The organism is Streptomyces siamensis, assembly GCF_039543605.1.
In the GTDB taxonomy this organism is placed as follows: Bacteria; Actinomycetota; Actinomycetes; order Streptomycetales; family Streptomycetaceae; genus Streptomyces; species Streptomyces siamensis.
The window spans coordinates 1,371,751-1,395,274 of sequence record NZ_BAABKB010000002.1; the positions used below are offsets into that span (position 1 = coordinate 1,371,751).

General features: G+C 71.6%; 18 protein-coding genes and 1 tRNA gene. 12 read left to right on the forward strand and 7 right to left on the reverse strand.

From position 1 onward, the window contains the following. Positions 1 to 4: 4 nt before the first annotated feature. Both ABEB03_RS08800 and ABEB03_RS08805 read right to left on the reverse strand, forming a co-directional pair. Positions 5 to 733 (reverse strand): ankyrin repeat domain-containing protein, encoded by a 729-nt coding sequence (locus ABEB03_RS08800; protein WP_345643901.1) that lies wholly within the window; start codon positions 731 to 733, stop codon positions 5 to 7. A 92-nt stretch (positions 734 to 825) separates the two neighbouring features. Next, positions 826 to 1,722, reverse strand: coding sequence for a hypothetical protein (locus ABEB03_RS08805; RefSeq protein ID WP_345643904.1), 897 nt, complete (start codon positions 1,720 to 1,722; stop codon positions 826 to 828). 221 nt (positions 1,723 to 1,943) lie between these two features. Here ABEB03_RS08805 and ABEB03_RS08810 point away from each other — a divergent pair, with 221 nt between their 5' ends. The 3 genes from ABEB03_RS08810 to ABEB03_RS08820 all read left to right on the forward strand — a co-directional run bounded on the left by ABEB03_RS08810 (position 1,944) and on the right by ABEB03_RS08820 (position 6,501). Beyond that, entirely contained in the window at positions 1,944 to 2,726 is a 783-nt protein-coding gene (locus ABEB03_RS08810; protein ID WP_345643907.1) for a S1 family peptidase, read from the forward strand. Positions 2,727 to 2,835: 109 nt separating this feature from the next. Further along, on the forward strand, positions 2,836 to 3,315 hold the full coding sequence (locus ABEB03_RS08815; RefSeq protein ID WP_345643910.1) for a GNAT family N-acetyltransferase: 480 nt from the start codon (positions 2,836 to 2,838) through the stop codon (positions 3,313 to 3,315). Between the two features lie 105 nt (positions 3,316 to 3,420). Then, a complete protein-coding gene (locus ABEB03_RS08820) occupies positions 3,421 to 6,501 on the forward strand; it encodes an endo-alpha-N-acetylgalactosaminidase family protein (protein WP_345643913.1) in 3,081 nt (1,026 codons plus the stop codon). Here ABEB03_RS08820 and ABEB03_RS08825 read toward each other — a convergent pair. Further along, positions 6,387 to 8,207 carry a glycoside hydrolase family 35 protein gene (locus ABEB03_RS08825; protein WP_345643916.1) on the reverse strand — a complete coding sequence of 607 codons (1,821 nt, stop codon included), beginning with the start codon at positions 8,205 to 8,207 and terminating at the stop codon, positions 6,387 to 6,389. The genes ABEB03_RS08820 and ABEB03_RS08825 overlap by 115 nt on opposite strands. 96 nt (positions 8,208 to 8,303) lie before the next feature. On the opposite strand from ABEB03_RS08825, the gene ABEB03_RS08830 reads away from it, so the two are divergent. From ABEB03_RS08830 to ABEB03_RS08855, 6 genes are all read left to right on the forward strand, one after another. Next, positions 8,304 to 9,188: a helix-turn-helix domain-containing protein gene (locus tag ABEB03_RS08830; RefSeq protein WP_345643919.1), complete on the forward strand. Its 885-nt coding sequence runs from the start codon at positions 8,304 to 8,306 to the stop codon at positions 9,186 to 9,188. Between the two features lie 11 nt (positions 9,189 to 9,199). Beyond that, complete coding sequence (locus ABEB03_RS08835) at positions 9,200 to 9,544, forward strand: chorismate mutase (RefSeq protein ID WP_095933631.1); 345 nt, start codon at positions 9,200 to 9,202, stop codon at positions 9,542 to 9,544. A gap of 193 nt (positions 9,545 to 9,737) precedes the next feature. Beyond that, on the forward strand, positions 9,738 to 10,277 hold the full coding sequence (locus ABEB03_RS08840) for a response regulator (RefSeq protein ID WP_345643924.1): 540 nt from the start codon (positions 9,738 to 9,740) through the stop codon (positions 10,275 to 10,277). 116 nt (positions 10,278 to 10,393) lie between these two features. Then, complete coding sequence (pepN, locus tag ABEB03_RS08845) at positions 10,394 to 12,883, forward strand: aminopeptidase N (protein ID WP_345643927.1); 2,490 nt, start codon at positions 10,394 to 10,396, stop codon at positions 12,881 to 12,883. A 563-nt stretch (positions 12,884 to 13,446) separates the two neighbouring features. Beyond that, positions 13,447 to 14,835: a pyridoxal phosphate-dependent decarboxylase family protein gene (locus tag ABEB03_RS08850; protein ID WP_345643930.1), complete on the forward strand. Its 1,389-nt coding sequence runs from the start codon at positions 13,447 to 13,449 to the stop codon at positions 14,833 to 14,835. Next, positions 14,832 to 16,250: a lysine N(6)-hydroxylase/L-ornithine N(5)-oxygenase family protein gene (locus tag ABEB03_RS08855; RefSeq protein ID WP_345643933.1), complete on the forward strand. Its 1,419-nt coding sequence runs from the start codon at positions 14,832 to 14,834 to the stop codon at positions 16,248 to 16,250. Before ABEB03_RS08850 ends, ABEB03_RS08855 begins: the two co-directional genes overlap by 4 nt. Before the next feature lie 119 nt (positions 16,251 to 16,369). Here the strand turns inward: ABEB03_RS08855 and ABEB03_RS08860 are convergent, their stop codons facing one another. After that, a complete protein-coding gene (locus ABEB03_RS08860; RefSeq protein WP_345643936.1) occupies positions 16,370 to 18,172 on the reverse strand; it encodes a bifunctional metallophosphatase/5'-nucleotidase in 1,803 nt (600 codons plus the stop codon). Between the two features lie 138 nt (positions 18,173 to 18,310). On the opposite strand from ABEB03_RS08860, the gene ABEB03_RS08865 reads away from it, so the two are divergent. Both ABEB03_RS08865 and pyk read left to right on the forward strand, forming a co-directional pair. Then, positions 18,311 to 19,033 carry an SIMPL domain-containing protein gene (locus ABEB03_RS08865; RefSeq protein WP_345643939.1) on the forward strand — a complete coding sequence of 241 codons (723 nt, stop codon included), beginning with the start codon at positions 18,311 to 18,313 and terminating at the stop codon, positions 19,031 to 19,033. Between the two features lie 192 nt (positions 19,034 to 19,225). After that, the gene (gene pyk / locus ABEB03_RS08870; protein WP_345643942.1) at positions 19,226 to 20,662 is read left to right on the forward strand and encodes a pyruvate kinase; all 1,437 of its coding nucleotides are present in this window, start codon (positions 19,226 to 19,228) and stop codon (positions 20,660 to 20,662) included. Between the two features lie 284 nt (positions 20,663 to 20,946). On the opposite strand, the gene ABEB03_RS08875 is transcribed toward pyk, so the two are convergent. Continuing rightward, a tRNA-Leu gene (locus ABEB03_RS08875) sits at positions 20,947 to 21,021 on the reverse strand. 100 nt (positions 21,022 to 21,121) lie between these two features. On the opposite strand from ABEB03_RS08875, the gene ABEB03_RS08880 reads away from it, so the two are divergent. Continuing rightward, on the forward strand, positions 21,122 to 21,778 hold the full coding sequence (locus ABEB03_RS08880; protein WP_028803101.1) for an ANTAR domain-containing response regulator: 657 nt from the start codon (positions 21,122 to 21,124) through the stop codon (positions 21,776 to 21,778). A 132-nt stretch (positions 21,779 to 21,910) separates the two neighbouring features. On the opposite strand, the gene ABEB03_RS08885 is transcribed toward ABEB03_RS08880, so the two are convergent. Further along, entirely contained in the window at positions 21,911 to 22,627 is a 717-nt protein-coding gene (locus tag ABEB03_RS08885; RefSeq protein WP_028803100.1) for an ABC transporter ATP-binding protein, read from the reverse strand. Further along, a complete protein-coding gene (locus ABEB03_RS08890; protein ID WP_037765489.1) occupies positions 22,624 to 23,520 on the reverse strand; it encodes an ABC transporter ATP-binding protein in 897 nt (298 codons plus the stop codon). The genes ABEB03_RS08885 and ABEB03_RS08890 overlap by 4 nt, the downstream gene beginning before the upstream one ends. Positions 23,521 to 23,524: the final 4 nt, after the last annotated feature.

The following is a 23,524-nucleotide window of genomic DNA, read 5'->3' on the forward strand; positions in this document are numbered from 1 at the left end:
CCCGCTACGGCCCTTCCAGGAGGGCGGCGATCTCCGCGTGGCCCGTCTCGCGGTCGTCGCCGGCGAAGGGGTGGCCCTGCGCGTCGAGGAGCTGGACCTCGACGACCGTCCGGCCGTCCTGCCGTGAGAGGTGGGTGGTGGACGGGTGTCCCGCGCCGTGGGTCAGGGTCAGCCCCGCGAGGAGCTCGGCCGCCACGTCCAGGGTGAGCTGTCGGCGGGCCTCCGCCAGCGCCTCGCGCCTGGCCCCCGCGCCTCGCGCGAGAAGGGCGCGGACGCAGCCGGGAGAGCCCCGGTGGGCGGCGGCCACCAGCGGCGCCTCGCCCTGGGGGCCGGGCCGGTCCGGGTCGGAGCCCGCGGCGAGGAGGGCCTCGGCCACCGCGGTGTGGCCGCGCCTGAGCGCCCAGGTGAGGGCGGTGAATCCGAAGGCCTCCACCGTGTCGGGCCCGGCCCCGGCCGCGAGCAGGGCGCGCGCCACCTCGGTGTGCCCGCCGCAGGCCGCGCCGCACAGCGGGGCGTCGGTGCCCTGGCTCAGCCGGTCGGGGTCGGCCCCGGCCACGAGCAGCAGCCGTACGATGCCGGGCTGGTCGCTCACCGCCGCCAGGTACAGGGCCGTCTGACCGTCCTCGTCCACAGACTCGGGGCTCGCTCCGGAGCGCAGCGACCGTACGACCGCGTCCTCGTCACCCTCGTACACAGCGGTGAAGAGACGCGCCGCGGGGTCGTTCGTGCTCATCCTTCGACCCTCGCGCGCGAAGGAGGCGCGAGGCAAAGGCTTTTGAGGTGTTCTGTCTCACCTCTCGCTCTTCCTCGCATGCGACTCACCCGTCACGTGTCGCACTCCAGCACCGTCCTGCACAGCGTGCAGCGGGCCCGTACCCGGCCGCGTACCGGGACCCTGATCCGCTGGTGGCAGGTCGGGCAGGGGAAGGAGACGCGCAGGGGACCCCGGCTGTCGGGCGTGAAGGAGTAGGGGGCGCCGGGCCGGTGGGCCGAGGAGTGGTGGTCCTGGGCGTAGCGGCGGTCCTTCGCGTAGCGGTGGCGGCCCGCCCAGCCGGCCGCGGTCAGCGGCGGCTGCTGCTCGTCGCGGCGGGCCTGCGCCATGCCCTTGGTGTACGCCGTGTAGGCCTGCGGGCTGGTGAACCAGACGGAGGGGTCCTCGCCGAAGAGGAGGGCGCGTTTGGCGAGGACGTACCCGAACTCCTCCGGGGTGAGGTAGCCGAGCTTCTGCGAGGACGCCGCGTCCTCGCGGTAGGCGTCGAGGAGGAGCCAGCCCGCGCCCAGGTAGGCCGCGGCCGTGTCGGTGAGGATCTCGTTGTCGCGGGTGCCGGGGAAGGAGAGGTCGAGACGGTGCAGATAGACGTGCATCACCTCGTGGGCGAGCGCGGCCCCGATGTCCCTGCGGTGGGTGCGGAAGCGGTCGTTGAGGTCGACGAAGTACTCGGGTCCCGCGGCGAGCTCGACGTTCGCCGCGTGGGTCATCTCGCGGAAGCCGATGATCATCCGGGCGTCGGGCAGCCGGTAGTGCCGGACCATCTCGCGGGCCACGCGCTGCGCGCCGAGGTGCAGGTCGTCGGTGTCGGCGAAGGCGACGTCCGCGGGGGCGACGCTGGCCGCGAACGTGTGGATCGTGTCGTACGAGAGCCGTCTGTAGAGCGCGGTGATCGACGCCCGCACCGTGTCCAGATGCGGGTATCCGTGCTCGACGGGACCGCCGTTCGCCACGTCCGCACCCCCTGAAGACGCCGGAACCGACTTCCACTCTAAGCGGGGTCTCCTCCCGGTGACGTGGGGTGCGCGGGCGCCCGGCGCCGTGTCTGGCCGGAATCCGGCCCTTGCCCCCGCCGTGCCCGGGTCCTCATAATCCGCACAGCTTGGCAGGAGCATGCCAGGACATTTCGGCGTGCCTTCCGCCCGGCGTTCAACCCCCCACGAAAGGAAGCGCGTTGAAGTCTCTCAAGAAGCACGGCGTCATCAGAAGACTGCTCGCCGTCGCCGCGGTGGCGCTCGCCGCCGCGTCCCTCCAGCCGCTGTCCGCCCAGGCCGCCCCCGCGCCCGTGGTCGGCGGGACCCGCGCCGCCCAGGGCGAGTTCCCGTTCATGGTCCGCCTGTCCATGGGCTGCGGCGGCGCCCTGTACACCAAGAGCATCGTCCTGACCGCCGCGCACTGCGTGGACGGCTCGGGCAACAACACCTCCATCACCGCCACCGCCGGGGTCGTCGACCTGCAGAGCAGCAGCGCGATCAAGGTCAAGTCGACGAAGGTGCTCCAGGCACCCGGCTACAACGGCAAGGGCAAGGACTGGGCCCTCATCAAGCTCGCCAGGCCGATCGAGCAGCCCACCCTGAAGATCGCCACCACCACGGCGTACAACAACGGGAACTTCACCGTCGCGGGCTGGGGCGCCACCCGCGAGGGCGGCGCCCAGCAGCGCTACCTGCGCAAGGCCACCGTCCCCTTCGTCGACGACGCCACCTGTCAGCGGGCGTACGGCAGCGATCTCGTCCCCGGTGACGAGATCTGTGCCGGGTTCGTCCAGCAGGGCGGGGTCGACACCTGCCAGGGCGACTCCGGCGGGCCCATGTTCCGCAAGGACGACACGGGCGCGTACATCCAGGTCGGGATCGTCAGCTGGGGCCAGGGCTGCGCGGAGCCGGGCTACCCCGGCGTCTACAGCGAGGTCTCCACGTTCGCGGCCGACATAGCCCGCGCGGCATCCGGGCTGTAACCGTCGTCGCACCTCGTGCGGTGCGGGCGCCCGTGACCAGGTCGCGGGCGCCCGTCCGGGAGCGAAAAGCGTTCGGCCGCCGCCCCCTCGCGCTGCGATACTCCCGGTCATGACCGCCCAGCAGCCCACCGGCCCCGCCCAGCAGCCCACCGCCACCGCCGCCGCGTCATTGGAGGTGGGAGCCAAGGACGCGGCCCTGGAACAGCGGCTCGACGACGAACTCACCGCGTTCAACGCGGAGGCGACCGGAGCCGGCACACCCCAGCCGCTCTCGGTCCGCGTCACCGACGAGGCGGGGGACCTGGCCGGCGGACTGACCGCCTGGGTCTGGGGAAGCTGCTGCGCCGTCGACATGCTCTGGGTGCGCGAGGACCAGCGGCACGCCGGCTGGGGCAGCGAGCTGCTGAGGGCCGCCGAGGAGGAGAGCGCGCGACGCGGCTGCACCGAAGTGATCGTCTCCTCCTTCACCTTCCAGGCCCCCGACTTCTACCGCGGGCACGGCTACCGCGAGACGGGCCGCACGGAAGGCATCCCGGGAGGCCATCAGGACGTGCACTTCCACAAGGTGCTGAAGGCGCCGATCGGTTAGTCCAACTCCTCTCCCTCCTTTGTCCATGGGCACGTTCACCTCACCCGGCGCAGGCTGACGGCACCGATCGCAGCCCCCAGGAGGAGTGCCTTGCAGCCCTCAGCCATGCCCTCGCCCGCATTCGCCCCCACGCGCCGCGCGGTCGTCGCGGCGGGCGCCGCCGCCGGAGTCGGGGCCGCACTCGGCGCGGCCGGACCGGCCTCCGCCGAGGCCGCCGCCCCCGGTGCGGACCTCGTCCTGCGCTCCCGCGCCCTCGACGTCCGGGTCGCCGCCGGATTCCCGCGGATCGTCTCCTACACCGACCGCGCGACCGGGGCCGTCCTGCACGCCCAGGAGGACGAGGTCACCTCCGTCCTCGTCGACGGCACCGAGCGGATCCCGACGGTCACCGCCACGGCCGGCGGGGACGCGGTCGCGTACCGCCTCGTCTTCGACGGCGGCACCACGATCGACGCCGAGATCGCCGTCACGGACCGGCGGGTGACCTGGCGGATCACGAAGATCACCGAAACCGCCGCGCTGCCCGTCGGCACCCTGCGCATCCCCGGCCTCGCCCTGCTCTCCGTCCGCAGCGATCAGCCCGGCGCACAACTCCTCGCCGCCAGGATCCAGTTGGACAAGTCCAAGAGCGGCGACACGCTCGTCACCCCGGCCCGCGACACCCCGGCGGAGGCGGCGACCGGATGCGCGTACGCCGTCGTCGCGCACCAGGGCCTCGCGGGCGCCGTCGAGACCAACACGGTCTACGACAAGCCCGACAGCACCAGTTCGTGGGAGAACGGCCGGCTGTGGCGGCAGACCGTCCGCAAGGAACCTGCGGACGGAGCCGACGGCTACGTCAAGGCCCAGCTGGTCCCCGGCGAGTGGACCCACCGGGCCGCGACGGCGACCGACACCGAGCCCCTCCCGTACGCCACCGTGATCGTCACCGGCGACCGCAACGGCGACGGCGTGATCGACTGGCAGGACGCCGCGATCGCCTTCCGGGACATCATGGTCGACCCGCTCGGTGCCGACGGCACGTACCGCCGCGTCGTGCCGCACATCCCGTTCAACTTCGCCTCACAGGCCACCCATCCGTTCCTCGCCACGCTCGACGACGTCAAGCGGATCTCCCTGGCGACCGACGGGCTCGGGCAGTTCACCCTCCTCAAGGGCTACCAGTCCGAGGGGCACGACTCCGCCCATCCCGACTACGCGGGCAACCACAACAAGCGCGCCGGCGGCCTCGCCGATCTCAACACCCTGGTCGCCGAGGGCAGGAAGTGGAACAGCGACTTCGCGGTCCACGTCAACGCCACCGAGTCCTACCCGGTCGCCCACGCCTTCTCCGAGACCCTGGTCGACAAGACCGATGAGCAGTGGGACTGGCTGGACCAGTCGTACCGGATCGACCAGCGCCGCGACCTCGTCTCCGGCGACATCGTCAAGCGCTTCGCCGACCTGCGCGCGGAGACGCACCCGGCCCTCAACTCCCTGTACATCGACGTCTTCCGCGAGTCCGGCTGGACCTCCGACCGCCTCCAGCGCGCCCTGCGCGAACAGGGCTGGCAGGTCACCTCCGAGTGGGGTCACGGCCTGGAACGCTCCAGCCTGTGGTCGCACTGGGCGACCGAGACGGACTACGGCCCGGACACCTCGCGCGGGATCAACTCCCGGCTCGTGCGCTTCGTCCGCAACCATCAGAAGGACGTCTTCGCCGACAAGTGGCCCACCCTGCTGGGCATCGCCCGCATGGGCAACTTCGAGGGCTGGACCGGCAAGACCGACTGGAACTCCTTCTACGCGCTGATCTGGACGCACTCCCTGCCCGCCAAGTACCTCCAGGCCCACCCGATCAGCACATGGGGCGAGCACACGATCACCTTCTCCGGGCCGGGCGGCACCTCGGTCTCCGACACGGACGGCGTACGCCGCATCACGACCGACGGCCGGCTCGTCTACGACGGCGGCGCCTATCTGCTGCCCTGGGACCCGAAGAAGCCCACGAAGCTCTACCACTACAACCCGGCCGGCGGCAGCGGCGAGTGGCGGTTGCCGCGCGACTGGGAAGGCCTCTCCCGGGTCGCCCTGTACCGGCTCACCGACCAGGGCCGGGTGTTCGTCGCCGACGTCCCCGTGCGCGACGGCCGGATCACCCTCGACGCCGAGCCCGCCCAGCCGTACGTCGTGTACCGCACCCGCGTGGCCCAGCCACCCGCTCCCCGCTGGGGACAGGGCACCCCGCTGTACGACCCCGGCTTCAACTCGGGCTCCCTGAAGGGCTGGACGGTCAGCGGCCCGGCCTCCGTCGTGCGGAGCGACCTCGGCGACCACGAGCTGGTGATCGGCCCCGGCGGCGCCGCCACGGTCTCCCAGCGGCTCACCCGCCTCAGGCCCGGCCAGTACGCCGCGTCCGTGCAGGTCGAGGTCGGCGAGAGCGCCGATGGCACCCGCAGGGCCTCCCTCCGGGTCCGTACCGCCGACGGCGTCACCGCCGCCAACTGGACCGACACCTCGACCGCGGGCAACTTCGTCGCCGCCGACCGCAAGCACGGGACCCGCTTCCAGCGGATGTTCACCTGGTTCACCGTGCCCGAGGGCGGCGGGCCCGTCGAGCTCGCCCTGTGCGCCGCCGCCGGGCAGGCACGGGTGCGGTTCGACAACGTCCGGGTCGTGCCCGCCCGGCGCCCGGCGAAGCGCGGGACGCTGGTCTTCGAGGACTTCGAGAACGTCCCGCAGGGCTGGGGCCCCTTCGTGAAGGGCGACGCGGGCGGGTCCACCGACCCGCGCACCCACATCGCCCAGCGGCACGCGCCGTTCACCCAGCGGAGCTGGAACGGCAAGGCGATCGACGACGTCGTCGACGGCTCCGAGTCGCTCAAGTCACGCGGCGAGAACGACGGTCTGGTCTACCGGACCGTGCCGCACACCGTCCGGTTCACGCCGGGGCGCCGCTACCGGGTCTCGTTCCGTCACGAGAACGAGAAGGCCGGCCAGTACGCCTGGATCACCGCCGTCGACCGGGGAGCGACGACCACCGAGCTCGAACGGACCGCCCTCCCCGTCGCCACCGAACCGAGGCTGCACTCCTACGAGTTCACGGCGCCCGCCGACGGCGAGGCCTGGGTGGGGCTGCGCAAGACCGGGGACGACGGCACGGCCGAGTTCGTGCTCGACTCGTTCGAGGTGAGCGAGGCCGGCTGAGCGGCCGCCTCCAGCTCCAGCACCCGCACCTCGTTCACCCCCTCCCGCAGCACGGGACCCGGCACGTACAGCGCGTGCTGCGGGCCGACGGACCAGTAGCGTCCCAGACAGAAACCGTTGACCCACACGAACCCCCGGGTCCAGCCCGGGAGTTCGAGGAAGGCGTCCCCGGCGCCGCGCACCTCGAAGGTGCCGCGGTACAGGCCGGGGGCGCCACCCGGGGGAAGCGGACCGAACGGCACCCCCTCCACGTCGTCCAGCGCGTCCAGCCGCAGACCCCGCGCCCGCACACCGTGCAGATACTGCCGCTCGTGCAGCACGCCCCCGGTGATGCCCTTCGACTCCCCCGTGCGCGGCCCGTAGTTGACCCGCCCCAGGGACTCCACCCACAGCTCCACCCGGGCGGGCCCCGCGACCGGCTCCTTCAGCTGTGCGGAGTCCTCGCCGAGCACCCCGGCCGCCACCCCGTCGACGTACGCCACCGCCAGGTCGCGCAGCCCGCGCACGGTCAGCGGGTACGGCTGCCGCGGTCCGGGCACGCTCACCTCGTACTTGACCAGCCCCTGACCGACGTCCAGGTCCTCGAACGTGGGCGGCACCGCGTACTCGCCCCCCACGCCGCCGAGCGTCTCCAGCAGCGTGTCCCGGGACGCCCACTCCCCGAGGACGACCGGTGTGGCGGCACCGAGCGGCCCGGGGGCCGGCGGCACGTCCGGCAGCGGCCCGTCCGCGTAGTCGGCGAGGATCTCCCGGAACCGCCAGAACTTCTCCGTGGGGCGCCCCAGTTCGTCGACCGGGGCGTCGTAGTCGTAGGAGGTGACGTCCGGCTCCAGCGGCCCGTCGTGCAGCGCGCCACCGCCCCGGTTGGCGCCCGCCCAGCCCGCGAAGCTGGTGCCGCCGTGCGCCATGTAGAGGTTGACCGAGGCACCGCACTCCAGGATCTCCCGCAGGGCGTCCGCCGCGTCGCCGGGATCGCGCACCACGTGCTCGGCGCCCCAGTGGTCGAACCAGCCGCACCAGAACTCCATGCACATCAGCGGACCCGTCGGCCGGTGCCGGCGCAGCGTCGCGAAGGCCTCCCGGGCGTGCGAGCCGAAGTTCGCGGTGGCCAGGACGCCCGGGACCGAGCCGCCGGTGAGCATGTGGTCCTCGGGGCCGTCCGAGGTGAACAGCGGGACGCTCACGCCCGTGGCGCGCAGCAGATCCGCGAGCCGGCGCAGATACACCTGGTCGGAGCCGTAGCTGCCGTACTCGTTCTCGACCTGCACCATCAGCACCGGGCCGCCGCGGTCGATCTGCCGGGACACGACCTGGGGCAGCAGCCGCCGGAACCAGCGCTCCACGTGCCCCAGGTACTCCTCGTCCCGGGTACGGAGCCTGCCCGTCAGCCAGTGCGGCAGCCCGCCGTTGTCCCACTCCGCGCAGATGTACGGACCGGGCCGCACGATCGCCCACAGCCCGGCCCCGGCGGCCGCGTCCAGGAAACGGCCCAGCTGCTCCACGTCCCGGTAGCCGCCGGGGCGCGGCTCGTGGAGATTCCACGGCACGTACGTCTCCACACAGTTCAGCCCCATCGCCCGCAGCATCCCCAGGCGGTGCGCCCACTGCTCCTCGTGCACCCGGAAGTAGTGCAGTGCGCCGGACAGCAGCCGCACCGGGCGGCCGTCCAGCAGGAAATCCGTGTCCCCCACCGTGAACTCGCTCATGGCCACCACGATCAGCCCTGGCGGCAGTGGCGTCCATGGACAAAGATCGTCGCTGATTGGACGCAAGAGGCGGCCGGACAGGCGGGAGGGAAGCGGATGTACCACACCTGGATGCGCTATTTCACCCCCGGCCCCGTCCACCACCGGCTCGGCCTCGCCTGCCTCGGCGTCGGCCTCCAGCACGGCGAGCTGCCCGCCGTCGGCCCCCGCACCCTCGACCATCACGTGGCGGTCGTGATCGGTGCGGGCAGCGGCTGGTACCGCACCCCCGACGGTCACCGCCATCCCGTCACCGCGCCCGCCCTGATCTGGCTCACCCCCGGAGTGCCGCACCACTACGGGCCCGACCCGAGCTGGGACGAATGCTTCGTCGACTTCACGGGACCCGCGGCGGCCACGTACACCGAACTCGGCTACATCGAACCCGGCCGGCCCGTCGTGCCCCTCTCCGACGCGGCCGCCGCCCGCGCCGTCGTGGGCCGCATCGCACGCGCCGCCCGCCGCGGCAACCCCCTGCTGGAGGTGGAGACGGGCGCGGCCGTCCACGAGCTCCTCGTCGCCCTGCGCCGCGCCCGCGCCGACCTCGCCCCCGACGGCGACGAGGTCCTCCAGGCGCTCGCCCGCGACGCGTTCAAGGCGATGTCCGTCGCCGACCACGCCGCCCGGCACGGCATGACCCCCGCCGAACTGCGCAGCGCCGTGCGCCGCGGCGCCGGATGCAGCCCCAAGGACTACCTCCTCGGCATCCGCCTGGGACGCGCCAAGGAGCTCCTCGCCGCCACCGAACTCCCGGTCGCCGCCGTCGCCCGCCGCGTCGGCTACGACGACCCCGCCTACTTCTCCCGGCTGTTCACCCGGCGCGTCGGCATGGCTCCGGTCCGCTTCCGGGCCCAGCAGGGACGGACCGTCCCCGGTGGCTGGAGCGACCGGATCCCCGACCCCGACGATCCGCCCATGATCGAGCGGCCCGAGGCCACGTAGGGTGGGACCTCATGACCACGAGCAAGCCCCAGGAAGTCGACCCCGCCGTCAGCGCCGAACTCGCCCGGCTGCGCGACAGCATCGACAACATCGACGCCGCCGTCGTGCACATGCTCGCCGAGCGTTTCAAGTGCACCCAGCAGGTCGGGCACCTCAAGGCCGCGCACCAGCTGCCGCCCGCGGACCCGTCCCGCGAGGCCCAGCAGATCGAGCGGCTGCGCAGGCTGGCCGAAAGCGCCAAACTGGATCCGGCCTTCGCCGAAAAGTTGCTGAATTTCATCATTGCCGAGGTCATCCGGCACCACGAGCGCATCGCGGACGACGCGGGAGGCGCCGCGGCGGACGCGGGGGAGTGACACCGGGCGGTCCGAACGTGCATCCTGCCTGAACACTCCGTGCCGGGTACACGCCGGGCACATGCCGGGAACAAGAGCACGCGCCGAACGCACGCCCAGCACGCCCTGCCGGGCACGCGCTGTCAGGCCACGGGCGCAGCCCGTGAGTCCGTACGGGCATAAGCTGTACGCCCAACCGAGGGGACGTCGGGCCATGCCGTCGGATGCCAAGATCCTCATCGTCGACGACCACGAAGACACGCTGTACGCCCTGGAGAGCGCCCTGGCACCGCTGTGTTACCAGGTGGCGCGGGCCACCAGCGGCGACGAGGCGCTCAAGGAGGTCCTGCGCGGCCAGGTGGGGCTGCTCCTGCTCGACGTGCGCATGCCCGGCGTCAGCGGACTCGACGTGGTGCGCTACATGCGCCGGGTGGAGCAGACCCAGCACATCCCGGTCATCCTGCTCACCGGCTTCGGCCCCGACGCCGAACTCACCTCCACCGCCTTCGGCCTCGGTGTCGCCGACCTCCTCATGAAACCCGTCGACCCCTGGGCGCTGCGCACCAAGGTCCGCTACCTGTTCGACAGCCACCGGCGCCACCGGGCCCTGGAGGAGGAGCTGCGCGAACTGCGCGCACAGGCCAAGGACGCCGGCCCGCGCGCCGCCGGCCCGGTCCTGCCCCGCCCGGACACCCGCTTCCCCGTCCAGCGCGAGCCCCGCAACGGCACGCTGGAGCAGGGCCGCACCCCGTAGGGCCCGCTCCGCGGGAGGAGGACCGCGGGGTGGAGCGGGAGGCGAGTGGTGGTGTGCATATGCCGCGTACCGGACCACCTCTGTGCCCTGTCGGAGCCATCAGGCAGCATGTCCTCATGTCCGTACTGACGCGCGACGAAGCGCAGACCCGTGCCAAGCTCCTCGACGTCCACCACTACGGGATCGAACTCGACCTGACCCGCGGGGACGAGACCTTCGACTCCCGGACCGTCATCCGGTTCACCGCCCGCGCCGACGCGGACACCTTCGTCGAGCTGAAGCCCGCCGAGCTGCGCTCCGTCACCCTCGACGGGCAGCCCCTCGACCCGGAGACCCTGGCCGAGAACCGGCTGCCCCTCAAAGGCCTGACCGCGGGCGCGCACGAACTGCGCGTCGACGCCGTCATGCGCTACTCCCGCACCGGCGAGGGCATGCACCGCTTCACCGATCCCACCGACGGCGAGACCTACGTCTACACCCAGCTGTTCATGGAGGACGTCCAGCGCGTCTTCGCGGCCTTCGACCAGCCCGACCTGAAGGCCGTCTTCGAGCTGTCCGTCACCGCCCCCGAGGGCTGGACCGTCCTCGCCAACGGCGTCACCGAGCACCTCGGCAACGGCCGCTGGACGGCCGCCCCCACGCCGCTGGTCTCCACCTACCTCGTCGCCGTCGCCGCGGGCCCCTGGCACTCCGTGCGCACCGAGCACCGCGGTCTTCCCTTCGGCATCCACTGCCGACGCTCCCTCGCCCCGTACCTGGACGCCGACGCGGACGAGATCCTCGACGTCACCCGCGCCTGCTTCGACCGCTACCACGAGAAGTTCGACGAGCCCTACCCCTTCGACTCCTACGACCAGGCGTTCGTCCCCGAGTTCAACGCCGGCGCCATGGAGAACCCCGGGCTCGTCACCTTCCGCGACGAATTCGTCTACCGCTCCGCCGTCACCGACACCGAGCGGCAGACCCGCGCCATGGTCATCGCCCACGAGATGGCCCACATGTGGTTCGGCGACCTCGTCACCCTGCGCTGGTGGGACGACATCTGGCTGAACGAGTCCTTCGCCGAGTACATGGGCTACCAGACCCTCACCGAGGCCACCCGCTTCACCGACACCTGGACCGACTTCGGCGTCGCCCGCAAGTCCTGGGGCTACGACGCGGACCAGCGCCCCTCCACCCACCCCGTCGCCCCCGACCCGGAGGCCGTCCCCGACACCGCGTCCGCCATGCTCAACTTCGACGGCATCTCCTACGCCAAGGGCGCCTCCGCCCTGCGTCAACTGGTGGCCTGGCTCGGCGAGAAGGACTTCCTCGCCGGCATCAACACCCACTTCGCCCGCCACAAGTTCGGCAACGCCACCCTCGCCGACTTCATCGACAACCTCGCCTCCGCCACCGAGCGCGACGTGCACGCCTGGGCCGACTCCTGGCTGCGCACCACCGGCGTGGACACCCTCGTCCCCACGGTCACCGCGGCGGCCGACGGCGGCCACACCCTCACCGTCGAGCACCGGGGCAGCCGCCCGCACCGCATCGCCGTCGGCCTCTACGACCCGGACCTCTCCGACGGGGGCCGTCTCACCCTCCGCGAGCGCCTCGAACTGGATGTGCCGCAGGCCGAGCCGGTGGCCATCGGCAAGCGGCCGGCCCTGCTCCTCCTGAACGACGGGGACCTCTCGTACGCCAAGGTCCGCTTCGACGCCGAGTCGTTCGGGGCCGTGCGCGGCTCCCTCTCGGGCCTGCCCGACCCGCTCACCCGCGCGGTCGTGTGGAACGCCCTGCGGGACGCCGTGCGCGACGGCGAACTGCCCGCCATGGCCTACGTCGAGGCCGCCCGCGCCCACCTCCCGCAGGAGACGGACCTCGCCCTCGTCCAGGGCGTCCTGTCGTTCGCGACCGCCCACGTCGCCGACCGGTTCGCGTCCGCCGAGGAGCGGCCCGCCGCGCTCGCCACCCTCACCGACCTGTGCCGCGACCTGATCCGCCGCACCGAGGACGGGTCCCACCCGGGGCTGCGCCTGACCGCCGTACGCCACTTCATCGACGTCGCGGCCCACCCCGACACCATCAGTGCCTGGTTCTCCGAGGGCACCGTGCCCGGCGGCCCGGAACTCGACCCGGAGCTGCGCTGGCGCATCCTCGGCCGGCTCGCCGTGCTCGGCGCCGTCGACGACGCGGTCATCGACGCCGAACTCGTCCAGGACCCGAGCGCCACCGGCCAGGAAGGCGCCGCCCGCTGCCGGGCCGCGCTGCCCGACCCGGAGGCCAAGCGCAGGGCGTGGGAGGAGATGTTCACCACCGACGACCTGTCCAACTACCTGTTCACCGCCACCGCCCAGGGCTTCTGGCAGCCCGAACAGGCCGAGCTGGTACGGGAGTACGTCGAGCGGTACTGGCCGGACGCGGTGGCCGTCGCCGCCCGTCGCGGTCCCGCGATCGCCGAGGCGGCGGGACGCTGGGCGTTCCCCGTGCACGCGATCTCCGACCGGACGCTGGCGCTGGGCGAGGCATGTCTGCGGGACGCCGAGCCCATTCCGGCGCTGCGGCGCAAGCTCGCGGACCAACTCGACGATCTCGCACGGGCGCTGCGGGTCCGCGAGGCCTGATCCCGGGAGATCCGTGCCCGCCCCCCCCGGGGGGCGGGCACGGACGCCTCGTTCCCGGGCACGGCGCTGGACGTGTCGTCCCTGGGCGCGGTGCCGGACGTTTCGCCCCGGGGCGCGGCCCTGGACGCCTCGTCCCTGGGCACGGTGCTGGACGTCTCGTGCCTGGGCGCGGTGCTGGACGTCTCGTGCCCGGGCGCGTCTCTGGACGTCTCGTGCCCGGGCGCGTCTCTGGACGTCTCGTGCCCGGGTGCCGGACGTGCCGATCCCCGGCCCCTCCAGCACCTGAGCAGCGCCGAGCACCGGACGGGCCGGCACGGCGGGCGCGCAGCGCCTGCGGGCGAACCGGGGCGGCGGGCACGCAGGGCCCACGGGCGAACCGGGGCGGCGGGGCGCACCGGGCCCGCGGGCGGACCGCGGCGCGTAGCACCCCGGCCGCCCCGACACATTTCCTCCGCACGGCAGTACCCCCTTTCGGGTCGGATCGTTGTCCCATACGGGCGCGCCGACCCGAAATGCGTACACCCTGGGAATCGCCCCGCCGCGCGCCCACCGGAGGACACCCCATGAGCACGCCGCCCCTCGCCTCAGGTCCCGAAGGTCCCGGCGCTCTGCGGCCACTGCTCGACACCGTCCTCGACGCCCTGCGCGAGGGCGCGGCGGCACGCGGGGGCCCGCTGCCCGCCGGAGGCCCGGAGGCGGTCGCGCGGCACGTGCGCGACGCGGTGGGCGAGGTGCTGCCCCGGGAGGGCCGCGACGACGCCCTGCGCGTCCTGGTGCGCGCCCTGGCGGCAGGCTCGGCCGACCCGGCCGACCCGCTGTGCGCCGCCCACCTGCACTGCCCGCCCCTCGCCGTCGCGGCCGCCGCCGACCTGGCCGCCGCCGTCCTCAACCCGTCCCTGGACTCCTGGGACCAGGCGCCGTCCGCCTCCGCGCTCGAAGCCCTCGTCACCGCGGCCCTGGCCGCGGAGGTCTACGCGGGGGCCGAGGAGCCTCCCGGACGGGCCGACGCCCTCGTCACCACCGGCGGCACCGAGTCCAACCAGCTCGCCCTTCTCCTCGCCCGTGAGGCCCGCGGAGGCGTGCGGCTGGTCTGCGGCGCCAACGCCCACCACTCCCTGCACCGCGCCGCCTGGCTGCTCGGCCTGCCCGAGCCCGTCGTCGTCCCCGCACCGGCCGGCACGATGGACCCCGCCGCCCTCGACGAGGCGCTCACCGAACTCCCCGGCCCCCGTGGCTCCCTCCTGGTGGCCGCCACCGCCGGCACCACCGACGCCGGACTCCTCGACCCGCTGGCCGACATCGCCGACCTGTGCGCGGCGCACGGCGCCCGCCTCCACATCGACGCGGCCTATGGCGGAGGCCTCCTCCTCAGCGACCGGCACCGCGCGCGGCTCGACGGGCTCCACCGCGCCGACACCGTCACGCTCGACCTGCACAAACTGGGCTGGCAGCCCGTGGCCGCGGGACTCCTCGCGGTACGGAACGCGAGCGACCTCGCCGTCCTGCAGCACAGCGCCGACTACCTGAACGCCGACGACGACACCGAGGCCGGCCTCCCCGACCTCCTCGGCCGCTCCCTGCGCACCACCCGGCGCCCCGACATCCTCAAGATCGCCGTCACCCTCGCCACGCTGGGACGGGCCGGCCTCGGCGCGCTCGTCGACCAGGTCTGCGCGCATGCCGCCGAACTGGCCGACCTGATAGCGGCGGATCCCGGCTTCGAGCTCTACGACCGGCCGGTCATCAGCACCGTCCTGTTCCGGCCCACAGGGGCGTCCGACGCCGCCGTCGCCGCGGTGCGCCGCACCCTTCTGCACGAGGGCCGCGCCGTCCTCGGCCGCGCCGCTCTCGACGGCCGCCTCTGGCTCAAGGTCACCCTCCTCAACCCTCACACCCGGCCGGGTGACCTGGCCAACCTCCTGAAACTGGTGGAAGGACACACACCACGATGAGCCAGACGCCCAACCCCCCACGTCCCGCCGCCGAAGCACCCCGCGACCTGGTGGGCATCGGCATCGGCCCGTTCAACCTCTCCCTCGCCGCCCTCGCCCACCCCCTGGCCGAACTCGACACCGTCTTCTACGAACAGCGCCCCGGCTTCGACTGGCACCCCGGCCTGCTCATCGACGGCGCCACCCTCCAAGTCCCCTTCCTGGCAGACCTGGTGACCCTCGCCGACCCGGCGAACCCGTGGTCGTTCCTCAACTACCTCAAGGACCGCGACCGCCTCTTCCCCTTCTACTTCGCCGAGCGCTTCCACATCCAGCGCGCCGAGTACGACGCCTACTGCCGGTGGGTCGCCGACAGCCTCCCCGGACTGCACTTCGGCCACCAGGTCGACGCCGTCCGCTGGAACCCCGAACGCGCCCTCTTCGAGGTCGACTTCAGCCAGCTCGACGCCGACGGGGAGGCCGAGGCGCTGGGCCGCTCGTACACGCGCAACATCGTGCTCGGCGTCGGCACCGCCCCGCACATTCCCGACCCCCTCAGACCCCTGGTCGAGGCACCCGGCGTGCCCGTCATCCACGCCGCGGACTACCTCCAGCACCGGGAGCGGTTCCTCACCGCCGAGCACATCACCGTGATCGGCGCGGGACAGTCCGGAGCCGAGGTCTTCCTCGACCTGCTGCGCAACCGTCCCGGCGGACGCGAGAAGATCCACTGGCTGGCCCGTACCGAGGCGTTCGCGCCCATGGAGTACTCCAAGCTCGGCCTGGAACACTTCACGCCCGACTACACCCGCTACTTCCATGCCCTGACCGAACCGGTCCGCGACCGGCTCGTCGCCGCGCAGTGGCAGCTCCACAAGGGCATCGACGCCGACACCATCGCCGCCATCCACGACGAGCTCTACCGCCGCACCCTGCACGGCGGCTGGCCCGACGCCGTCCTCACCCCCGGCGTCACCGTGCGCACCGCGGGTCGCGTCGCCACCACCAAGGTCGAACTCCACCTGGAGCACGTCCAGCAGGGCGCCCGTTCCCGGCTCACCACCGACGCCGTCGTCCTCGCCACCGGCTACCGCGAACGCCCGCTCGGCCGCATCCTCGCCGGACTCGACCCCTACCTGCGCCGCGACACCGCCGAGCGCCCCCGGATCGACGACCACTTCCGCCTCGTGCTGGACCCCTGCGTCACGGGCCACCTGTACGTCCAGAACGCCGAACTCCACACCCACGGTGTCGGTGCGCCCGATCTCGGCCTCGCCGCCTGGCGCAGCGCCACCATCCTCAACTCCCTCACCGGCAAGGATCCCTATCCGCTGCCCGGTCGTACCGCCTTCACCACGTTCGGGCTCGAGCCGCAGCAGGTCCCGGGCGCGCGCCGGGACGAGTTGACGCTCACCCCGCTCGTCGACGGGCGGTAGGCGAGGCGGCGCGCCCCCGCCGGAACGCCGACGGCGCCGGCGCGGAGTCCGCGCCGGCGCCGTCGGTTGCCAGGAAGCCCGGGAACGGGCCACCCGGACGTGAGGACAGGCCTCGTGGGCTAGAAGACGGGCGTGCCGTTCCGCGTCAGCTTCCAGTCCACGGAGGCGAACTCCTTCGGGTCCAGCGTGCCCTTGGCGGTCACCCACTCGGAGATCCGCGTGCGGATCTCCGTCGACTCCGACCACACCTCGGTGGCCGACGCGACGTGCGGGAAGGCGCCGCCGCCGTTCGCGCGGTAGTTGTTCACGGCGAGCACGAACTGCTGGGCGTCGTCCAGCGCGGCGCCGTTGTAGGTCAGGTTCTTGATGCGCGAACCGGCCGCCTGCGCGACGTCGATGTCGTACTGGAGCCCCGACACGTAGTCGTAGTTGTAGTCGGGGCGGTTGTTCGCGTTGGTGAGCTTCTCCACGTCGACCGGCGCGTCGGCCGCGGTCTGCACGAAGTACTCCGCCGAGTACTCCAGGTACGCCCGGATCTGAGCGCCCGTCATCACCTTGGCGACCAGGGTGTTGTCGTACACGTACAGGCTGGACAGGTCGCGGATGGTCACGTTGCCGGCCGGGATCTCGGAGGTCCGCGAGAACGGCGACGCCTGCGCGATCACGGGCAGCGAGGCGTACGAGGTGCCCGCCAGCGCCGCCTTGACGACGTCCTCCTGTACCTTGGTGATCAGGTCGATGATCGGGGCGTCCTTGTAGCGTGCCTCGACCGTCGTCAGGGTGTCGGTCGCCGTGCCGACCACCTGGTTGACGTACTCCACGACAGCCGCGTGCTCGTCCTTCAGCAGCTTGGTGATCTTCGGGTCGTCGGCGACCGAGTTCGAGTTGCGGACCGACGACGCCACCGACTCGACCTGCCACCGGCCCTTCTCGAAGACCAGCTCGATGTCGAACACGGACAGCCGCTCGGCGAAGGCCAGCGGCTCCGACAGGACGACCGTCTTCCCGGTGGCGGTGTTGGTGACCTTCAGCTCGGGGATCTCCACGTGCGCGTGGCCGACGAGGATCGCGTCGATGCCCGGCACCTGCTGGGCCACCAGGGCCGCCGAGTTCTCGACGTAGGGCAGCTGGTCACCGTACGAGGAGGTGCCGGAGGAACCGGAGTGCGCCGACACGACGACGACGTCCGCGCCCATGGAGCGCAGCTTCGGCACCCACTTGGCAGCCTGCTCCTCGAGTCCCGGGAACGTCAGCTTGCCCTGCACGTAGGCCTTGTCCCAGATCGCGATGCCCGGGTTCGTCAGACCGAGCACGGCCACCTTCACCGGCGCGGCACCCGGCACGTGGAACGTCTTGATGAAGTACGGCGGGAAGGCGGGCTTCTGGGTCTTCGCGTCGAGCGCGTTGGCGCCGAGCAGCGGGAAGCGGCACTGCGACTCGAACTTCCGCAGCGTCTCGATGCCGTAGTTGAACTCGTGGTTGCCGAGGGCCGCCGCGTCGTAGCCGATCGCGTTCATCGCCTGTGCCATCGGGTGCACCGGACCGCCCTTGGCGGTGATCGGGTCGACCTTCGCGTAGTAGTACGTCAGCGGGGTGCCCTGAATGGTGTCGCCCGCGTCGAGGAGGAGCGTGTTGCAGCGGCCCTTCTCCTCGCGGATCTGGTTCACCAGCGTCGAGATCCTGGACAGGCCCTGGGCGTTGCCCGCCGCGTCCTTGTACTCCGCGTCCTTGAAGTAGTCCCAGTTGAAGACGTGGCCGTGCAGGTCCGTCGTGCCCATCACCGTCAGGGAGTACCGCTTGGGCTTCTTGCCGCCCTCGGCCTCGGCGGCCTGCGCCGCCGGAGCCGCAGCCGCGCCGGCGAGCGCGACGCCCGCACCCGTCACGGCGGACTTCTTGAGGAACTTCCTGCGGTTCAACGGCATGTCTGTGGCTCCTGGAAAATAGGTCGACGACGCGCGTAGATTCTGGCCCACGCGCCACGGCGGCAACAGGTCCGTGAGGTTTCTTTCTGATGACCTGTGGGCGCCACAACCGGCCGCCTCGGTGACAGAGTGGGACGTATGGCCCCCAATGCAGACTCCGCCCCGGAAGAATCCCAACTCGCCGTCCCGTACGGGACGCCCGAGTCCCCGCGCATCGCCGTGCGCGGCGAGGCCCACCTGGAGGTCGACCCGGAGATCGCCCGGATCGGCGTCACCGTCGCCGCGCGCGGCAAGGACAGGCAGGAGGCGCTCGCCGACCTCACCCGCCGCAACGCCGCCGCACTCGACCTGGTGAAGTCCTACGGAGACGCCGTCGAGCGCGTGGAGACCGGCGGGTTCTCCATCGCCCCGGAACTGACCCGGCACGGCCGCGGCGAACGCGTCCACGCCTACGTCGGCCGTGTCCGGATCGACGCCGAACTCACCGACTTCACCGCGCTCGGCGAACTCACCACACGACTGGCGGACCTCCAGATCACCCGTGTCGACGGCCCGTGGTGGGGCCTGCGCCCGGATTCGCCCGAACACCGCAGGGCCAGGCAGCAGGCGGTCCGCGAGGCCGTGCAGCGCGCCCGCGAGTACGCGGAGGCCCTCGGCACCACCCTTACGGCCCTGGTGGAACTGGCGGACATCGGCGCGGAGAACGTCCAGCCGTACGGTCTCGCCGGCGCCGCGCGCTCACGGTCCGTGTACGCCGCGTCCGCGGACGAGGAAGCCGCGCCCCTCGACCTCGAACCGCAGCGCCAGCACGTCTACGCCCAGGTCAACGCCCGCTTCACGATGGCCCCGCCGCGGTTGTGACCGCCGAATGTCCGGTATTTCGAATGGAGGGGCGAAGGGTCCCTCGAATTGTTCCGGGGCGCTTCCGAATGAATGCTCATCGGAGCGCCCCGGCGCACAATTCAACACTTGTCAATAACGCTTCACGCAAGCGTTGTTGAGTAGTCACACGCGACCAATTCTCTACCCGCCGGTAAGGCCTAGGCTCGAAACATGCGCCGAGCAAAGATCGTTTGTACATTGGGCCCCGCCACCGACTCGTACGACCAGATCAAGGCACTGGTCGATGCCGGAATGGACGTAGCCCGCTTCAACCTCAGTCACGGCACCTATGCCGAGCACGAGGAGCGTTACCAGCACGTGCGGAAGGCCTCCGACGAGACCGGCCGCAGCGTCGGCATCCTCGCCGACCTTCAAGGCCCGAAGATCCGGCTCGGCCGCTTCAGCGAAGGTCCCGTACTCCTTGAACGCGGAGACAGCTTCACCATCACCGTCGAGGAAGGCTTCGAGGGCGACCGCCAGACCTGCGGTACGACCTACGGGGGTCTGGCCTCCGACGTCACGCCCGGTGAGCGCATCCTCGTCGACGACGGCAAGGTCTGCCTGGAGGTCACGGGCGTCGACGGCCCCCGTGTGCACACCACCGTCGTCGAGGGCGGCATGGTCTCCGACCACAAGGGTCTCAATCTCCCCGGTGTCGCCGTCTCCGTCCCCGCCCTCTCCGAGAAGGACGAGGCGGACCTGCGCTGGGCCCTGCGCTCCGGATTCGACGTCATCGCCCTGTCGTTCGTCCGCAGCGGCAAGGACATCGAGGACGTCCACCGGATCATGGACGAGGAGGGCCGCCGCCTCCCGGTGATCGCGAAGGTCGAGAAGCCCCAGGCCGTCGAGAACATCGACGACATCGTCGCCGCGTTCGACGGCATCATGGTCGCGCGCGGCGACCTCGGCGTCGAAATGCCGCTGGAGCAGGTGCCGATCGTCCAGAAGCGCGCCATCAAGCTGGCCAAGCGGAACGCCAAGCCGGTCATCGTCGCCACCCAGATGCTCGACTCGATGATCGACAACTCCCGGCCCACCCGCGCGGAGGCCTCCGACGTCGCCAACGCCGTCATCGACGGCACGGACGCGGTGATGCTGTCCGGCGAGACGAGCGTCGGCAAGTACCCCGTCGAGACCGTGCGCACCATGGCGCGCATCGTGGAGGCGGCGGAGGAGGACATCCTCGCCAAGGGGCTCCCGCCGCTGACCGAGCGCAACAAGCCCCGCACCCAGGGCGGTGCCGTGGCGCGCGCCGCCGCCGAGATGGGCGACTTCCTGGGCGCCCGGTTCCTCGTCGCCTTCACCCAGTCCGGGGACACGGCCCGTCGGCTGTCCCGCTACCGCTCGCCGATCCCGCTGCTGGCCTTCACCCCGGCCCAGGCGACCCGCTCCCAGCTGAACCTCACCTGGGGCGTGGAGACCTTCCTCGGCCCGCACGTCGGTTCCACCGACGCCATGGTGGAACAGGTGGACGAGCTGCTCCTGAAGTACGGCCGTTGCGAGAAGGGCGACATCGTCGTGATCACGGCGGGATCGCCGCCCGGGGTCTCCGGTTCGACCAACCTGGTCCGCGTGCACCACATCGGTGAGGACGACAGCCCCAAGTAGGCGGTACGGCGACGGGCCCCTGCGGAATCGTCCGGAGGGGCCCGTCGGTGTGCCACGACGTCACGGCCGGGTGGCGATCGGGCGGTGCTGTTCCAGGCCGGTTCGGAGCCCCAACGCACATGCGTGGTCAGTCCGGTTCATGGACGGGGGTGTGGCTGTCATGTCCTGGCGCCCGGGGCGAATGCGCCGGGGAACCCATGGTCGCGACGCGCGCAAAAGGCGCGGATGTTCATCGGAAAAGGAACATCCACTTCTGGATTGCGACCTTGGAATCGAAAGAAAAGTGCCCCGGGTCGGACTCGAACCGACACTGTATGGGTTTTGAATCCATTGCCTGCTGCCAATTGGGCTACCGGGGCCCGCTGAATCGAAGGTTTACCCCGACCCGCTGCCTGACCACCATACCGCAGCTGGGTAGGCTCTTGGGAGCAGTACCCGCGCCCTGAACGAGGAGCCCCCGTGACCGCCCCCGAGTCGCCCCAGCCCGTAGACGCGCCCGACGACGACAAGTCGCACGTGCCTCCGCTGACGACCCGTGTCGTCATCGCTGAGGACGAGGCACTGATCCGACTCGACCTCAAAGAGATGCTGGAGGAGGAGGGCTACACCGTCGTGGGCGAGGCGGGCGACGGTGAGCAGGCCGTCGAGCTGGCCCGCGAGCACAAGCCGGACCTCGTGATCCTCGACGTGAAGATGCCGAAGCTGGACGGGATCTCCGCGGCGGAGAAGATCGCCGAGGAGAGCATCGCCCCCGTCCTCATGCTGACCGCGTTCTCGCAGCGCGACCTCGTCGAGCGGGCCCGTGACGCCGGCGCGATGGCGTACCTGGTCAAGCCCTTCAGCAAGAGCGACGTGGTGCCTGCCATCGAGATGGCGGTGTCGCGCTTCACCGAGCTGAAGGCGCTGGAGAAGGAGATCGAGGATCTCACCCAGCGGCTGGAGACGCGCAAGCTCGTCGACCGGGCCAAGTCCGTTCTGCAGACGGAGTACGGGCTGACGGAGCCGGCCGCGTTCCGGTGGATCCAGAAGACGTCCATGGACCGTCGGATGTCCATGCAGCAGGTCGCCGAGGCGGTCATCCAGGACGCCGCGGAGAAGAAGGCCGCGAAGGGCTAGCCCGCCGCACCGCTGCGGCCGGTGCGCCGCCCGCGACGGCGAGCGGAGCCCGTACCGGGCGCATGCGAGAGGCCCGCACCCCGAGGGGTGCGGGCCTCTTCGCGCGTCCGGGGACGTGCCGGGCGGGGTGCCTCAGTCCTCGCCCAGGTACGCCTTCCGCACGGACTCGTCGTGCAGCAGGTCCTGACCGGTGCCGGAGAGGACGATGCTGCCGACCTCCATGACGTGCCCCTGGTCGGCGAGCGAGAGCGCCGCCTGGGCGTTCTGCTCGACGAGCAGGATCGTCGTGCCGGCGGCCTTCAGCTCGGCGATCGTCGACATGATCTTCTGCATCATGATCGGCGAGAGGCCCATGGACGGCTCGTCCAGCATGAGCAGCTTGGGCTGGGACATCAGCGCCCGGCCCATCGCCAGCATCTGCTGCTCACCGCCCGAGAGGGTTCCCGCGGCCTGCTTGCGCCGCTCGCCCAGGATGGGGAACAGGTCGTAGGCCCGCTGGATGTCCTTCTCGATGCCCGCCTTGTCGCTCCGCAGGAACGCTCCGAGCTGGAGGTTCTCCGCGATGGTCAGACGGGGGAAGATGTGCCGGCCCTCGGGGGAGTGGGCGAGTCCGAGGGCGACGATCTTGTGAGCGGGGACGTTGGCGAGGGGCTGACCGTCGAAGAGGATGCGCCCGCCGCTGGGCTTGAGGAGCCCGGAGAGGGTGCGCAGAGTCGTCGTCTTACCGGCGCCGTTGGTGCCGATGAGGGTGACGATCTGACCGGCTTCGACGGTGAAGGAGATGCCCTTGACGGCCTCGATCTTGCCGTAGGCGACCTTGAGGTCCTCGACCTCCAGCAGTGCGGTCACTGGGCGGTTCCTTCCTTGCTGGTGCTGCTCGACGCCTCGGCGGCCTCGGCAGCCTCGGCGGCTCCGGCTTCGGCGGCCTCGACCTCCGCGGCCTCCTCCTCGCCGGGGGCGCCCTCGAACGGCGTACCGAGGTAGGCGGCGATGACGCGCTCGTCGCCCTGGACGACCTCCGACGTGCCCTCGACGAGCTTCTCGCCCTGGACGAGACAGGCGACACGGTCGCTCAGGTTGAAGATGAAGCGCATGTCGTGCTCGATGACGAGCACGGCGATACCCCGGTCACGGATGGCGAAGACGAGTTCTTCCGTCGCCCGAGTCTCCTGCGGGTTCATGCCCGCGGTCGGCTCGTCGAGGAGCAGCAGACCCGGGTCGCTCGCCATGGCGCGGGCGATCTCCAGCTTGCGCTGCTCGCCGTAGGGGAGGTTGCGGGAGAGGTGGTCGGCCTTGTGGTCGAGACCGATGAACTCCAGCAGCTCCATGGCGCGTTCACGGGACGCGGCCTCGGCCTTGCGGAAGCCCGGACCACGCAGGAGCGCGGACCAGAGACCTTCCTTCGTCCGGGTGTGCCGGCCCACGAGCACGTTCTCCAGAACGGTCATGTTGGCGAACAGCCGGATGTTCTGGAAGGTACGGGCGATGCCCGCGCTGGTGACCAGGTGGGGCTTGGGCGGGAGGACCTTGCCCTTGTACGCGACCTTGCCCTCGGTGGGGACGTAGAGGCCCGTCAGGCAGTTGAAGAAGGTGGTCTTTCCCGCGCCGTTGGGTCCGATGAGGCCGACGATCTCACCCGAGTTGACCGTGAGGTCGACGCTGCGGACGGCGGTGAGACCGCCGAAGCGCATGGTGACGCCGCTGGCTTCGAGCACCGGGGTGGGGGCTGTGGTGGTGGTCATGTGG

Excerpts from the sequence above, each read along its gene's own strand:
- ABEB03_RS08800 (WP_345643901.1), bottom strand. The coding sequence starts at position 733 with ATGAGCACGAACGACCCCGCGGCGCGTCTCTTCACCGCTGTGTACGAG.
- ABEB03_RS08815 (WP_345643910.1), top strand. The coding sequence starts at position 2,836 with ATGACCGCCCAGCAGCCCACCGGCCCCGCCCAGCAGCCCACCGCCACC.
- ABEB03_RS08820 (WP_345643913.1), top strand. The coding sequence starts at position 3,421 with ATGCCCTCGCCCGCATTCGCCCCCACGCGCCGCGCGGTCGTCGCGGCG.
- ABEB03_RS08825 (WP_345643916.1), bottom strand. The coding sequence starts at position 8,207 with ATGAGCGAGTTCACGGTGGGGGACACGGATTTCCTGCTGGACGGCCGC.
- ABEB03_RS08830 (WP_345643919.1), top strand. The coding sequence starts at position 8,304 with ATGTACCACACCTGGATGCGCTATTTCACCCCCGGCCCCGTCCACCAC.
- ABEB03_RS08835 (WP_095933631.1), top strand. The coding sequence starts at position 9,200 with ATGACCACGAGCAAGCCCCAGGAAGTCGACCCCGCCGTCAGCGCCGAA.
- ABEB03_RS08840 (WP_345643924.1), top strand. The coding sequence starts at position 9,738 with ATGCCGTCGGATGCCAAGATCCTCATCGTCGACGACCACGAAGACACG.
- pepN (WP_345643927.1), top strand. The coding sequence starts at position 10,394 with ATGTCCGTACTGACGCGCGACGAAGCGCAGACCCGTGCCAAGCTCCTC.
- ABEB03_RS08850 (WP_345643930.1), top strand. The coding sequence starts at position 13,447 with ATGAGCACGCCGCCCCTCGCCTCAGGTCCCGAAGGTCCCGGCGCTCTG.
- ABEB03_RS08855 (WP_345643933.1), top strand. The coding sequence starts at position 14,832 with ATGAGCCAGACGCCCAACCCCCCACGTCCCGCCGCCGAAGCACCCCGC.
- ABEB03_RS08860 (WP_345643936.1), bottom strand. The coding sequence starts at position 18,172 with ATGCCGTTGAACCGCAGGAAGTTCCTCAAGAAGTCCGCCGTGACGGGT.
- ABEB03_RS08865 (WP_345643939.1), top strand. The coding sequence starts at position 18,311 with ATGGCCCCCAATGCAGACTCCGCCCCGGAAGAATCCCAACTCGCCGTC.
- pyk (WP_345643942.1), top strand. The coding sequence starts at position 19,226 with ATGCGCCGAGCAAAGATCGTTTGTACATTGGGCCCCGCCACCGACTCG.
- ABEB03_RS08890 (WP_037765489.1), bottom strand. The coding sequence starts at position 23,520 with ATGACCACCACCACAGCCCCCACCCCGGTGCTCGAAGCCAGCGGCGTC.